Origin of the sequence: Chitinilyticum aquatile DSM 21506 (assembly GCF_000430805.1) — a bacterium.
Taxonomy (GTDB): domain Bacteria; phylum Pseudomonadota; class Gammaproteobacteria; order Burkholderiales; family Chitinibacteraceae; genus Chitinilyticum; species Chitinilyticum aquatile.
This window is the reverse complement of sequence record NZ_KE387261.1, coordinates 88,239-102,527: the sequence shown is the minus strand read 5'-3', so window position 1 is coordinate 102,527 and position 14,289 is coordinate 88,239. Positions and strand designations below refer to the sequence as shown.

Genomic DNA, 14,289 nt, shown 5'->3' with positions numbered 1-14,289 from the left:
CGCGCAGACACAAAAGCAGCCGCAGCCGCCGGACTATTCGCCCTTGCCGGACAGCCAGATCGCCAGCACCAGCCAGACCGCATTGATGAAGGCCAGGATAAAGCCGAGCAGGCCAAGCACATGCATGCCAAAGAGCGTGGGCCCGCCCTTGATGGTCAGCACGATGGACGAACCGATGATCAGCGCAGCAGTCACGATGCCCATGGTCAGCCGGTTGGCGCTGCGGTTGATCTGCGCACCGAACTGGTCCAGCCGCTTCAGGTCCAGGTCAACGCGGAACTGGCCGCGCCGGGCCTGCTTGATGAGCTTGCCGACATCACCCGGCAAGCCGGCAATGATGTGGAAGGCCTCGACCAGCCCGCCCTTGCCTTTTTTCAGCAGGCTCTGCGGGCTGTAGCGCGCCAGCAGCACCTGCTTCACGAAGGGCGTGAGATGCGGCACCATCTGGAAATGCGGGTCAAGCTGGCGCCCGAGCCCTTCCAGCGTCACCAGCGCCTTGAAGAGCAACGTCAGATCCGGCGGCAGGCTCAGGCCGTGCTCGCGCGAAATCTGCGTGACTTCATTGAGCATGGTGCCGAAGCTGATGTCCTTCAGTGGCAGGTTCTCGTAGTTGAACATGAAGTCGGCAATGTCGGTCGAGAGCTTTTCTTCGTCGATGATGGCATCGCCCGACCATTCCAGCAGTACTTCGCGGATACCGTGCTCGTCGCGCTGTGCCAGCGCCGCCAGCAGGTCGACGATCTGGTCGCGGCGCGGATGCGGCAGACGGCCGACCATGCCGAAATCGAGAAAGGCAATGCGGTTGCCGGGCAGGTATTTCACATTGCCCGGATGCGGGTCAGCGTGAAAATAACCATCGAGCAGCACCATTTTCAGCACCGCATCGGCGCCGCGCTCTGCCAGTACCCGCCGGTCCAGCCCGGCCGCCTCGGCCGCCTCCAGATCGTTGCCGGCAAAGCCACCGATATAGCTCTGCACGTTCATCCGCTCGGACGTGTATTCCCAGAAAATGCGCGGAATCTCGATATCCTCGTGGCCGGCAAAATTCTGCGTGAAGCGTTCCATATTGCGCGCTTCCGACGAGAGGTTCAGTTCGCGCCGCAGCGACTTGGCGAATTCATCGACGATTCTGGCCGGCTGATAGCGGCGCACGTCGGCAAATTCGAACTCCATCAGCACAGCGATATGACGCAGTACGCGCAAGTCGGCTTCGATCTTGGCGGTAATGCCGGGGCGGCGTATTTTCAGGATGATTTCCGTGCCATCCTTCAGGCGTGCACGATGCACCTGCGCAATCGACGCCGAACCAATGGGTTGCGGGTCCAGCGCGTCGAAAACCTCGTGCGGGTCGCGTTGCAGGATGTCGGTGAGTTCGGGCAGCAGTTCTTCGAACGGCGTGCTGGGCACATTGCTCTGCAGCCGCTCGAATTCGGTAATCCATTCGGGCGGAAACACATCCGAGCGTGTCGCCAGCACCTGGCCGAACTTGATGAAGGTCGGCCCGAGTTCTTCCAGTGCACGGCGCACGCGCACGGGCGGATCCAGCGCTTCGACTTCGTGGTTGCCGGGCAGGTGCAGCAGATCACCGGCGCGCTCGATTCCCTTGTTGAGCCCGAGGCGTTGAACCAGATTGCCCAGGCCATGTCTGACCAGCACCGCAATGATCTCCCGCACGCGCGGCAGATCGCGCATGACGGTAAAGGTTTCCTTCAGCATGAGGGCAGATCCCGAATTTCAGTAAATTTACGCAGATATTGCGTCACCGATTCTAACAGCAGTGCAGCGCTTTCCCCGGCATGACAACGCGCCGATGACGAATAGCGTGTGCTTCGCGCAGCAGGTGCGTGGCAAATGCGCTGGATTTTACACATCCGGCAGGCTTTACAGCCTGCGGTCACACCCGTACAGTTCCAGCCCATGAAATGGACTCAGACTATTCTGGCAGGCTGCCTGGCGCTGCTTTGCAGCTACAGCCTTGCCGACGACACGACGCCGACCGATCATGCGGGTACCAGCTCCGGCGGCTGGTTCAACGAGCCTGCACAGGCTGCGCCGGCAAGCAGCAAGGCCAGCGAAACCGGGAGCCGCGCCAAGAAACCGACCGCGCGCCCGCAAGGCCAGGCCACTGGCGGCACCGATTATGCGCCCGCGCAGGATCTGCTGCTCTCGGCCATGAGCCTGATCGGCGTGAAATACAAATGGGGCGGCAATACGCCGGAATCCGGCCTGGATTGCAGCGGTTTCGTGCGTTACGTGTTTACCAACTCGATGAACATCACGCTGCCACGCACCGCCTTCGAGATGGCGCAACGCGGGCAAAGCATCGACAAGGAAGACCTGAAGCCCGGCGATCTGGTGTTTTTCAATACGCTGGGCCGCACCTTCTCGCACGTTGGCATCTATCTCGGTGACAACCGCTTCATCCATTCGCCACGCTCCGGGCGCTCGGTCGAAATTGTCGACATGAACCAGCGCTACTGGCAGCAGCGCTGGAACGGCGGTCGCCGCATCACCGATGCCGGTGGCGAAAACGTGAATATCAACGCCCTGCTGGCCTCCGGCAATACGTCCCGCAGCAGCAAGGCTGCGACTGAAACCACGGCGAGCAGCGGCAAACAGTGCCGCAAGGTCACCACCGGCAAGGGCAGCCGCAAGAAAACCACCACCATCTGTACGCGCGACAGCACGCCGGCCGCCAAGCCGCCCAGTACAGCGAAAAAGAGCAGCAAGGCCAGCAAGTCGACCAAGACCAGCAAATCGTCCGGCAAGGCCGCGAGCAGCAAGAAAGCGACAAGCTCCAGCAAGAAGGCCACCAGCAGCAAGACCACCAAGAAGAAACAATGATCACTCAACTCATCGCGGCACTGGCCACCGGGCTGGTGCTGCTGGCGGGCGGCAACGCACGGGCTTCCGAGCCCGCGATTACCATCAATGCGGTAGGCGACATCATGACGGGGTCGATTTACCCGACGCCGCTGCTGCCCGAGCGCTGTACCGACCTGTTTGCCGGCATGCGCGAGCCGCTCGGACGCGCCGACATCACTTTCGGCAACCTCGAAGGTGCCATCACCGACAACACGGCGGACGCCAAGCCGTGCAAGGACAACTGCTACTTTTTCGCGATGCCGTCCGACACGCCGCAATGCCTGAAGGACAGCGGCTTCGACGTGGTGTCGGTTGCCAACAATCATGCCGGCGATTTCGGTGCCGCAGGCCGGCGCGACACCGCGCTGAATCTCACGCGCGGCGGGCTGCCCTTCAGCGGGCAGGATAATTGCGTCCCCGCCATTCTGGAACGCAAGGGGCTGAAAATCGGCGTACTGGCCTTTTCACCCAGCGCCGGCACCTGCCCGATGAACGACCATGCCGGCGCCGAGCGGCTCATCCGCGAACTGGCGGGCAAGGTCGACATCACGGTGATTTCGATGCACGCCGGAGCCGAAGGCATGAAAGCCATGACACTGCCACCGGGACGGGAATTTTTCCTCGGCCAGGATCGCGGCGACGTGCGCGCCTTTGCCCGACTGGCGATCGATGCCGGCGCCGATCTGGTGCTCGGTCACGGCCCGCATGTACCGCGGGCGATGCAGGTCTACAAGGATCGCCTGATCGCCTACAGTCTCGGCAATTTTGCGACCTGGCAGCGCTTCAACCTGCGCGATGCCAATGGCTACGCAATGCTGCTCAATGTCGAGCTGGATCGCACGGGCCGGCTGCTGGGCGGCCAGATCATCAGCGGCTTCCAGACCAAGCAAAGCGGCCCGCAGCCCGACCCCGAGCAGCGCGCGGCACAGCTGGTGCAGCAGCTGAGCGAGCGCGATGTGCCCGGACACGGCCTGCGCTTCGGCCCGGACGGCAAGTTTGCCACCGTAAAACCGTAAGCCACGAACACATCAATAGGTATACGGCCAAGGCCATTTAATTTCAATGACTAAAGCCACATACCCAAACACGTATAAACACAGCAACTTCTCCTCTCCGGCTTAACTCACGGTTAAGTCTCGCCCCGTACGCTGCAGGCTGTCCTGACTTCGAGTCGATTCATGCCTGCCCTTCCCCTGCCCCTGCTGCGCCGCCCACTGCCACACTGGCTTGCCAGCCTGCTGTTTGCCCTTTTCGTGACCCTGGCCTGCAATACGGCATTTTTCAGTGCGTCCTGGCATGTCGTCAGCGGCAGCCTGTCCTTCAAGCTGGCCTTTTTCAGCGCGAGCTTCGTCCTGCTGCTGCTGTTCTACAACCTCCTTGCCACCCTGCTGCTGTGGCCGCGCATCGGCAAACCGGTGCTGATCGGCCTGCTGCTGCTGGCCGCTGTCGTCGCCTATTTCATGAACACTTATGGCGTGATGATCGACCGCAATATGGTGCGCAATGTGTTCCAGACCGACGTACGCGAGGCCGGCGAGCTACTGAGCTTGCGCATGGTGCTGTACATCGTGCTGCTGGGCGTGCTGCCGGGCTGGCTGCTCTGGCAAGCCGAGATCGCGCATCCGCGCCTGGCGCGCGCGCTGCTGCACAAGGCGCTGACGATCGTGCTGACACTGCTGCTGGGCGCGGCACTCATCATCGGCTTTTACCAGAGCTATGCGTCCTTCGTTCGCAACAACAAGGAAATCCGCTACCTGATCAACCCGGCCAACGCGATTTACGCCAGCAGCCGCTATCTGATCGGTGAAAAGGTCAAAAAGGATGTCGTTGCCGCGCCTTACGGCCGTGATGCGCACAAGGGGCCGGCACTGGCCACCGCTACCGGCGCGGGGAAGAAAGCGCTGTTTGTCATCGTCGTCGGTGAAACCGCACGCGCCGAGAGTTTCGGCCTCAATGGCTACCCGCGCGACACCACACCGGAATTGCGCAGGCTCGACGTTGTCAATTTCAGCAATGCCAGCTCCTGCGGCACGGAAACGGCGGTCTCGGTGCCCTGCATGTTCTCCGGCTATACGCGCAGCGATTTCGACGTCAGCCGTGCCGGCGAGCGCGAAAACCTGATCGACATCCTGCACACCGCCGGCATGCGCGTGATCTGGCTCGACAACAATGCCGGCAGCAAGGGCGTAGCCAAACGTGTGGGCGAAGAAAGCCTGCCACCGGGCGATGCCAAACGCGCCAACTGCCGCGCTGACGAATGCTATGACATGGCGCTGCTGGATGGGCTCGCGGAGCGGCTGGCGAAAGACCCGCAGGATACCGTGCTGGTGCTGCACCAGAAGGGCAACCACGGCCCCAGCTACTACCTGCGCGTGCCGCCGGAATTCGAAATCGACAAACCGGTCTGCCGCTCAAACCAGCTGCAGGATTGCCCGCGCGAAGAAATCATCAACGCCTACGACAATGCTATCCGCTATAACGACCACTTCCTCGCCAGCACCATCCGCCTGCTGCAACAGCAACCGGCCTACGACAGTGCGCTGTGGTACATGTCGGATCACGGTGAATCGACCGGGGAAAAAGGCCTGTTTCTTCACGCCACGCCCTACCTGATTGCGCCGAGCCAGCAGACGCACATTCCGATGGTGGCGTGGTTTTCGCAAGGCTTCAGCCAGCGCTTCGGGCTGGACGAAGGTTGCGTGAAGGCCGGCAGCAGCAAACCCGTCTCGCACGACAATCTCTTTCATTCCACGCTGGGCCTGCTCGACATCCGCAGCACTGTCTATGACGCCGGGCTGGATGCCTTCCGGGGCTGCATCAAACGCCCCGGCTAAGCGCCCATGGCCGTGGGACGGGCGGCCCGATCAGCTCATCGCCCGCCAAGCCCGGATGGATTCCCGACTGTTTTGCTCGGGCTCACTGGCGGAAAAACATGCAAAAGCGGCCAGTTTTTGCCACAAAAGGCGCTTCGGCACAGCATGAAGCAAAAAGCCCCCGCAAAGCGGGGGCCTCGGGATGGGCCGGTGTAGCAAACCTGCTGCGGGTAGCCTACTGCAGGAGCGGCGACCCGGCCCCTGCCATGCGGAAACCTTCGATGCGCGCTGCGCCGACCAGTTTCTGCAGATAGTGATTCATCGCCTGCCGCGTGGCGGCTTCACCCAGGTAATCGGCAATCTTCCCCTGCACGACCGCGAAATCCAGCCGGCGGCCAGCCACCTTGCGTTCGCAGCGCACGATGTGCAGGCCGAAGCGCGTTTCCACCAGCCGTGGCGCAATCGTGCCCTCCTCCAGCGCAAAGACCACTTTCTCGAATTCGGGCACCATCTGCCCGCGGCCGAACTGCCCGAGGCTGCCGCCAACTTCGCCGGATGGGCAATTGGAATACTGCCTGGCGTATTGCCCGAAAGCCCCTGGATTAGAAAGGGTATCAGCCAATACCTCCTCGGCCTTGGCTCGCAGCAGTTCCAGCGGCACCGATTCGGTGACCTGAAAAAGAATATGGCTGGCAGCCACCAGCTCGCCCTGCACAAAGGCCTGCGGATGCTGCTCGTACCACTGCCGGCAGGCCGCGTCGTCGGCTGCAGGGATGCAGATGGCGCTATCCAGCAGATCGGCAATGGCGTCTTCACCAGCAAAGCCCTGGCTGGCGGCTTCCTGCTGCAGCACTTCGCGCAGGATCAGCTCCTGCACGGCGGCATCCAGCGGTTTGGCCGCCTGCTGATGATGTGGCAGCTCGGCCTCGATCATTGCGTCGGTGATTTCCACACCGTTTACCAGAATGGCCATGTGGCTCTCCTTTGAATGCAGAAACGCCGAGATGCCGGTCAGGTCGCAGTGGCAATCGGCAAACTGCACGACAGCGACAGGACCGGCGCCCGGGCGTTGTTCAGCACCGGGGCAAACACCCCGGGGCCGGTTTGCGTCAGCGCGGGCGTACCAGCTGCCAGGCGCGAGTGATATAGCCGACGCTGCCGAAGCCGCTCCAGGTATGCACCATGCGGGTGAACGGGAAGATGATGAAGAAAGTGAGACCGAAGAAGATGTGCAGCTTGAATACCAGCGGCGCACCGGCGACAAAGCTGGCCGCATCGCCACGGAAGGTCACGATGCGCTGCGCCCACTCCATGAACCGCATCATCATCTGGCCATCCATATGCCCCATCGACACCGGAATGGTCGCCAGCCCCAGACCCAAGGTCACCAGCAGCCAGGACAGCAGCACCTTGTCGCGCAGCGGCGTCACGGCAGCCAGGCGCTCATTGCTGAGGCGACGATGCAGCAGGATCAGCAAGCCGAGCAGGCCGATGCCGCCCAGAATGCCACCAGCAGCTATTGCCAGAATCTGCTTGGCTTCCGGTGCCACGCCCAGCGCATGCCACACCGACAGGGGCGTCAGCAGCCCACCCAGGTGACCGAGGAACACGCCGATCACGCCGAAGTGGAACAGGCGCGAGCCGGTCACCAATGCACCACGGTGCAGCAACTGGGTGGAATCGGCCTTCCAGGTGTACTGTTCGCGCTCGAAGCGCACCAGCGAGCCGAACAGGAAAATCGCCAGCGCGATGTACGGGTAAATCCCGAACAGGAATTGGTCGAGATAGCTCATCGTTATACTCCTTGCTGCACAGCGGTATTGCTGCGCGGATGGAACTGGATGGTTTGCGTGCTGCTGCCACAAGCACTGCCGGGCTTCGACAATTGCAGCAGCGGCTCGATGCCGTCAAAACCGGCACCGAACTGCTCCATGACTTCGTCCATGTCACGGACTGGCGGTTCGGCCAGCGGCAGCGGCGCAACGTCGGTCAGACTGCGCAGCACATCGAACACACAGGCATACGGGCTACCCGATTCCTGCAGCTTCTCGCCGATGCGGGCAATCACGTGGATCGATTCGCCAAGGAATTCCTCCGCCGTGGCCGCATCGACCTGCCCCAGAAACTCCAGGAACAGCGGCAGGTAATCCGGCAGCTCGTCGGCCGCGATAAAGAAACCGCGATCGGTGTATTCCTGCATCAGGCTCACCATCGCCGGGCCCCGGTCGCGGCTTTCGCCGTACACATGCTCGAACAGGTGCAGGCTGTGACTGCGGCTGCGATCAAAGGTGTTGACGTAGCTTTCCTGCAGGCTGATCAGCGGCTGGCTGGCGAGAAAATCCACCAGCGGCTCCAGCACACCGGCCATGCCGGCCGGTGCGTCTTCGAGCTCCTGGCAGATTTCCGGCAGCGCCTCGATCAATACCTCCTCCGGGTATTGCAGCAGGGCCGACAGAATCTGGAAGTGTTTCATCGATACCCCTCCTTACTCGGTCTCAGCCGCATTTTTGCGGGGATTTTTTCTGGATTTGGGCATGTCGACAAAGATGATCGAGCCTTCCTTCTTCTTGCCGAACAGCGTGCCGCTGGACACCCCGCCCGAGCAGCCGTTGCCAAAGGTGAAGCCACAGCTCGCCTTGTCGTTGAAGCTGTCCTCGACCATCTCCTTGTGGCTGCTAGGTATCACGAAGCGGTCTTCGTAATTCGCAATCGCCATGATCTGGTACATCTCTTCGACCTGCGCCTGGGTCAATCCCACCTGCTTCAATACCTCCAGATTTTCGGTCTTGTCCACGCTCACGCCGCGCATGTAGGCACGCATGGCCAGCATCTTGTCAAGCGCCGCCAGTACCGGCTTTTCGTCGCCGGCAGTCAGCAGGTTGGCCAGGTATTTCACCGGAATGCGCATTTCGGACACGTCCGGCAGGATGCCGTTGCGGCCCAGTACGCCGCGCTCGGCCGCCGCCTGGATCGGCGACAGCGGCGGGATGTACCACACCATCGGCAGCGTGCGGTATTCCGGGTGCAGCGGGAAGGCGATCTTCCATTCCACGGCCATCTTGTACACCGGCGACTTGCGTGCGGATTCCAGCCACGATTCCGGAATGCCCTGCTTGCGGGCTTCCTCGATAACAGAAGGCAGGTTCGGGTCGAGGAAGACCTTGAGCTGCGCGTTGTACAGGTCTTCTTCATTGGCCACACTCGCCGCCGTCTCGATCTGGTCGGCGTCGTACAGCAGCACGCCCAGATAGCGGATACGGCCCACACAGGATTCGGAACACACGGTCGGCTGGCCGCCTTCGATGCGCGGGTAGCAGAAGGTGCACTTCTCGGCCTTGCCCGACTCCCAGTTGTAGTAGATCTTCTTGTACGGGCAGCCGGAGATGCACATCCGCCAGCCGCGGCACTTGTCCTGATCCACCAGCACGATGCCGTCGTCCTCGCGCTTGTAGATCGAGCCCGACGGGCACGAGGCCACACAGGCCGGATTCAGGCAGTGTTCGCACAGACGCGGCAGGTACATCATGAAGGTGTTCTCAAACGTCGAGTACATCTCCTTCTCGACATCCTTGAACAGCTGGTCCTTGCTGCGCTTGCTGAATTCGCCGCCCAGATCGTCTTCCCAGTTCGGGCCCCACTCGATCTTGTCCATCTTCTGGCCGGTAATCACCGAGACCGGACGCGCCGTCGGCGGTGTCTGCATCAGCGGGGCATTCTGCAGGTGCTCGTAGTCGTAGGTGAACGGCTCGTAATAATCGTCGATTTCCGGCAGGTTCGGGTTACCGAAGATGTTGGCCAGAATGCGCAGCTTGCCGCCCTGGCGCGGTTCGAGCTTGCCGGCACTGTTGCGCTGCCAGCCGCCCTTCCATTTTTCCTGGTTTTCCCATTCCTTCGGATAGCCGATGCCCGGCTTGGTTTCGACGTTGTTGAACCAGGCGTATTCGACGCCGTCACGGCTGGTCCAGACGTTCTTGCAGGTGATCGAACAGGTGTGGCAGCCGATGCATTTGTCGAGGTTGAGCACCATCGCCACTTGTGCACGAATTTTCATGGTTTTCTCCTCAGGCCTCGGTCTTGTTCAGCGGCTGATCCAGCCACTCGACGTTCTTCATCTTGCGCACGATGACAAACTCATCACGATTGCTGCCCACCGTGCCGTAGTAGTTGAAGCCGTAAGCCTGCTGCGCGTAACCACCGATCATGTGCGTGGGCTTGGTAACCGCACGGGTGACCGAGTTGTGGATGCCGCCACGCTTCTTGCTGGTTTCGGCGCCCGGCACGTTCACGATCTTTTCCTGGGCGTGATACATCAGCGTCATGCCGTCGGGAACGCGCTGGCTCACCACCGCACGGGCAGTCAGCGTGCCGTTGACGTTGAAGACCTCGATCCAGTCGTTGTCGACAATGCCGGCCTTCTTCGCATCCGCCTCGGAAAGCCACACGTGCGGGCCACCACGGCTGAGCGTCAACATGCGCAGGTTGTCCGAGTAGGTGGAGTGAATGCCCCACTTCTGGTGCGGTGTGATGAAGTTCAGCACCAGCTCCGGGTTGCCGTTGGGCAGCTTGTTCAGCATCGCGTCGGTGGTCTTCAGATCGACGTGCGGCTTGTAGACGGTGAAACCTTCGCCAAAATCGATCATCCAGCGGTGGTCCTGGTAGAACTGCTGGCGGCCGGTGAGCGTGCGCCAGGGAATCAGCTCGTGCACATTGGTATAACCGGCGTTGTAGCTGACCTCTTCGCTTTCCAGACCGGACCAGGTCGGGCTGGAGATGATCTTGCGCGGCTGCGCCTGCACATCCCTGAACCTGATCTTGTCGTGCTCGCGCGGAATTGCCAGATGCTTGTGATCGCGCCCGGTGATCTTCGAGAGCGCATCCCAGGCCTTCACGGCAACGTGGCCGTTGGTTTCCGGAGCCAGCGTCAGGATCATTTCCGCGGCATCGATCGCGCTTTCCAGCCTGGGCTGGCCGTTGGCCGCCTTGCCGTTCAGTCCGGCGAGTTCATGCACCTCGTGCTCGGTTTTCCACGCAATCCCCTTGCCGCCGTTGCCGGCTTTTTCCAGCAGCGGGCCAATCGAGGTGAATTTCTCAAAAATGCGGGTGTAGTCGCGCTCGACCACCACCATATTCGGCGCGGTCTTGCCCGGCAGCAGGTCGCATTCGCCCTTTTTCCAGTCCTTCGGCTCCAGCGGCTGGCCCAGTTCCCCCGGGGTGTCGTGCAGCAATGGCACCAGCACCAGATCCTTCTGCGTCCCCAGTACCGGCCCGCCGATTTCCGTGAGGCGCTTGGCAATCAGCTTGTAGATTTCCCAGTCGCTCTTGGCCTGCCACAGCGGCTGCACGGCTTCAGAGAGCGGGTGGATGAAGGGGTGCATGTCGGACGTGTTCAGGTCGTCCTTTTCGTACCAGGTCGCGGTGGGCAGCACGATGTCGGCGTAGAGACACGTGGTGCTCATGCGGAAATCCAGCACGGTCAAAAGATCGAGCTTGCCTTCCGCTGCCGGGCGCACCTTCACTTCAGTCGGCTTGATGCCGTCGGCTTCATTGTCGAACAGCGCGTTCTGCGTGCCCAGCAGGTACTTGAGGAAATACTCGTGCCCCTTGCCGGAAGAACCCAGAATATTGGAGCGCCACACGAACATATTGCGCGGGAAGTTGCGCGGATTGTCCGGATCATCACAGGACATGTTCAAGGTGCCGGCCTTCAGATTCTCGACGGCGTAGGCCACCGGATCCTTGCCGGCAGCCGCGGCCGCTCGGGTCACTTCCAGCGGGTTGGTTTCCAGCTGCGGGGCGGACGGCAGCCAGCCCATGCGTTCGGACTTGGCATTGAAATCCAGCAGCGCCATGCCCTTGAACTTGGCAGCCTGTGCGGTCGGGCTGAGAATTTCGTTCACGCCCAGCTTTTCATGGCGCCACTGGCTGGTGTGGTTGTAGAAGAAGCTGGTGGAATTCATGTGACGCGGCGGACGGTTCCAGTCGGTCGCAAAGGCCAGCGGCACCCAGCCCTGTTGCGGGCGCAGCTTTTCCTGACCGACGTAATGCGCCCAGCCGCCACCGCTCTGGCCGACACAGCCGCACATCATCAGCAGGTTGATGATGCCGCGGTAGGTCATGTCCATGTGATACCAGTGGTTCAGCGCCGCACCGACGATCACCATGCTCTTGCCGTGCGTCTTGTCGGCGTTGTCGGCAAACTCGCGCGCGACGGTTTCCACGTCGATGCCCTTCACGCCGGTGTGCTTTTCCTGCCACTTCGGGGTGTAGGGGATGTCCTGATCGTAGGACGTCGCAACATTGCCACCTCCGTGGCCATTGTCCACGCCGTAGTTGGCCAGCATCAGGTCATACACGGTCGCCACCAGCACCGATGAACCGTCTTTCAGCGTGATGCGCTTGGCCGGGACGTTCCGGAACAGAACATCATTGTGCTCGCCACCAAAGTACGGGAAGCCGACGCTGACAATCTCGTCGCTCTTGTCTTTGAGCGACAGCAGCGGATCAATCTCGCGACCATCGGCGGCCTTCAGTTCCAGATTCCACTTGCCGACATTCTCGCCCTGCTCGCCCCAGCGCAAGCCCACTGTTCCATTTGGAACAACGATGTCGCCGGTCTTCTCGTCGATCAGCAGCGTTTTCCAGTCGGGATTATTCGCATCGTCGTGACCGGACAGGTGCGAGGCGCGCAGGTAATGGTCGCCAACCAGCCCCTGGCCGTTGTCTTTCAGCATTACCAGCATCGGGAAGTCGGTGTACTGCTTGCCGTACGACTTGAAGTACTCGCTCTTGCCCGTCTTGTGGAATTCGTTGAGCACCACATGGCCCATCGCCATCGCCAGCGCGGCATCGGTACCCTGCTTCGGGGCCAGCCAGATGTCGCCGAACTTGGCCATTTCACCGAAATCGGACGATACGGCTACGGTCTTGGTGCCCTTGTAGCGCACTTCGGTGTAGAAGTGGGCATCGGGGGTGCGCGTCATCGGTACATTCGAGCCCCACACCATCAGGTAGGTCGAGTTGTACCAGTCGGCGGATTCGGGAACGTCGGTCTGCTCGCCCCAGACTTGTGGTGACGCCGGCGGCAAATCGCAATACCAGTCGTAGAACGACATGCACACGCCACCGATCAGGCTGAGGTAGCGACTACCGGCGGCGTAGGACACCATCGACATCGCCGGAATCGGCGAGAAGCCGATAATGCGGTCCGGGCCGTATTCCTTAATCGTGTAGGCATTGGCCGCCGCGATGATCTCGGTGGCGGTATCCCAGTCCGCGCGCACGAAACCGCCCTGGCCACGGATGGATTTGTAGGCCTTGGCGCGTTCCGGATTCTGGCTGATGTATTCCCAGGCGGTAAGCGGATCCATGGTCTGGCGCGCTTCGCGCCACATTTCCACCAGCTTGCCGCGGATCAGCGGATATTTCACGCGCTGGGCGGAATACACATACCAGGAATACGACGCGCCACGCGGACAGCCGCGCGGCTCATGGTTGGGCAGATCCGGGCGGGTGCGCGGGTAGTCGGTCTGCTGCAGTTCCCAGGTAATCAGGCCGTTCTTCACGAACACGCGCCAGCTACAGGACCCGGTACAGTTCACCCCGTGCGTGGAGCGGACCACTTTGTCCTGCTGCCAGCGCGCACGGTAAGCGTTTTCCCACTGGCGATCTTCCGCGACGACAGCACCATGGCCATCGGCAAAGGTATCGACCGTGCGGGAGAGGAATTTCAGACGATCAAGAAAATGACTCATGGAGCCTCCACAAGGGCCGTTCAGGCGTTTTTTGCACACCTGTCAGGCTACGCCTGTGGCCGCCAGCGCTACATTCGCCAAAGGCAGCATGGCTCCCGCGTGGACGGGCTAGAGCGGACTAGTTCTTTTGGGTGAGGGCGGAAGGGAGCGAAGAAGATGCAACCACATCAGAACCAACCGCAGTCACTTGACACATGAAAATCAGCACTTTAGCTTGCCACCATAACAAATCCTCGCCACCTCAGCATTTTTGCTAAGTAAAACAATGGCTCATACAAGCTCAGAAACATACTCAGGACAGCGACAAAAGGAAAAACAAGCCCTTTTCCAGCCATATAAATTCAGAGCCATCCAAGATTTATTCAAGCGTCGATTCTTTGAGCATTTTGGTAATCGTTGCTTCAAGTGCGGGATGTTAGAAAAATCAACTCAGGAATTGGGCTCGCCTCCCAATCTGTGCATAGACCACCATGTACCGATGGCGCGTGGAGGGCATCTAGTGCCAGGAAATCTTGTATCCCTCTGCAGACGATGCAACGAGCTAAAGCTCGATCAGGCACCATCGGAGTTCTACTCAACCGAAGAACTCACACGCCTTCAACCTTTGCTTGAAAAGCAACAAGAGCTGTTCGCCTTTTCGTTCGACTGGGACAAGTGGGAACAAGACAGAGGGGCATATCTCATCGAGCTCGGTATAGAACAAAATACTGTACAAGCCGCACTGTATGACGAAACCTTTATCGGCTACGTTGGAGTCAGCAGTGATCGCTGCGGTATCGCCTTTATAGGGACGCCTTCACGATAACGCAGCCCGTGCAGCTTCGATTTGCGCAGCGTAATCGGAGGCGGGACCCGGATAA

Annotated in this window: 10 protein-coding genes; 4 read left to right on the top strand and 6 right to left on the bottom strand. The window is 60.8% G+C overall.

Annotated features, from left to right (window positions below; genetic code table 11):
* Window positions 1-33: 33 nt before the first annotated feature.
* Window positions 34-1,716: an ABC1 kinase family protein gene (locus H559_RS0117490; protein WP_028453742.1), complete on the bottom strand. Its 1,683-nt coding sequence runs from the start codon at window positions 1,714-1,716 to the stop codon at window positions 34-36.
* Between the two features lie 201 nt (window positions 1,717-1,917).
* On the opposite strand from H559_RS0117490, the gene H559_RS21075 reads away from it, so the two are divergent.
* The 3 genes from H559_RS21075 (at window position 1,918) to H559_RS0117475 (ending at window position 5,699) form a co-directional block, all read left to right on the top strand.
* Complete coding sequence (locus H559_RS21075; protein WP_155845480.1) at window positions 1,918-2,844, top strand: C40 family peptidase; 927 nt, start codon at window positions 1,918-1,920, stop codon at window positions 2,842-2,844.
* Window positions 2,841-3,881, top strand: a complete 1,041-nt coding sequence (locus H559_RS21070) for a CapA family protein (RefSeq protein WP_051279768.1) — start codon at window positions 2,841-2,843, stop codon at window positions 3,879-3,881. Before H559_RS21075 ends, H559_RS21070 begins: the two co-directional genes overlap by 4 nt.
* Before the next feature lie 162 nt (window positions 3,882-4,043).
* On the top strand, window positions 4,044-5,699 hold the full coding sequence (locus H559_RS0117475; RefSeq protein WP_034642056.1) for a phosphoethanolamine transferase: 1,656 nt from the start codon (window positions 4,044-4,046) through the stop codon (window positions 5,697-5,699).
* Window positions 5,700-5,913: 214 nt separating this feature from the next.
* Here H559_RS0117475 and H559_RS0117470 read toward each other — a convergent pair whose 3' ends face one another.
* The 5 genes from H559_RS0117470 to H559_RS0117450 all read right to left on the bottom strand — a co-directional run bounded on the left by H559_RS0117470 (window position 5,914) and on the right by H559_RS0117450 (window position 13,429).
* Entirely contained in the window at window positions 5,914-6,651 is a 738-nt protein-coding gene (locus tag H559_RS0117470; protein WP_028453740.1) for a peptidylprolyl isomerase, read from the bottom strand.
* A 136-nt stretch (window positions 6,652-6,787) separates the two neighbouring features.
* On the bottom strand, window positions 6,788-7,471 hold the full coding sequence (gene narI, locus H559_RS0117465) for a respiratory nitrate reductase subunit gamma (protein WP_028453739.1): 684 nt from the start codon (window positions 7,469-7,471) through the stop codon (window positions 6,788-6,790).
* A gap of 2 nt (window positions 7,472-7,473) precedes the next feature.
* Complete coding sequence (gene narJ, locus H559_RS0117460) at window positions 7,474-8,151, bottom strand: nitrate reductase molybdenum cofactor assembly chaperone (protein ID WP_028453738.1); 678 nt, start codon at window positions 8,149-8,151, stop codon at window positions 7,474-7,476.
* Between the two features lie 12 nt (window positions 8,152-8,163).
* Window positions 8,164-9,729: a nitrate reductase subunit beta gene (narH, locus tag H559_RS0117455; protein WP_028453737.1), complete on the bottom strand. Its 1,566-nt coding sequence runs from the start codon at window positions 9,727-9,729 to the stop codon at window positions 8,164-8,166.
* A gap of 10 nt (window positions 9,730-9,739) precedes the next feature.
* Entirely contained in the window at window positions 9,740-13,429 is a 3,690-nt protein-coding gene (locus H559_RS0117450; protein ID WP_028453736.1) for a nitrate reductase subunit alpha, read from the bottom strand.
* Window positions 13,430-13,694: 265 nt separating this feature from the next.
* Here H559_RS0117450 and H559_RS22440 point away from each other — a divergent pair, with 265 nt between their 5' ends.
* A complete protein-coding gene (locus H559_RS22440) occupies window positions 13,695-14,234 on the top strand; it encodes an HNH endonuclease (protein WP_081413135.1) in 540 nt (179 codons plus the stop codon).
* Window positions 14,235-14,289: the final 55 nt, after the last annotated feature.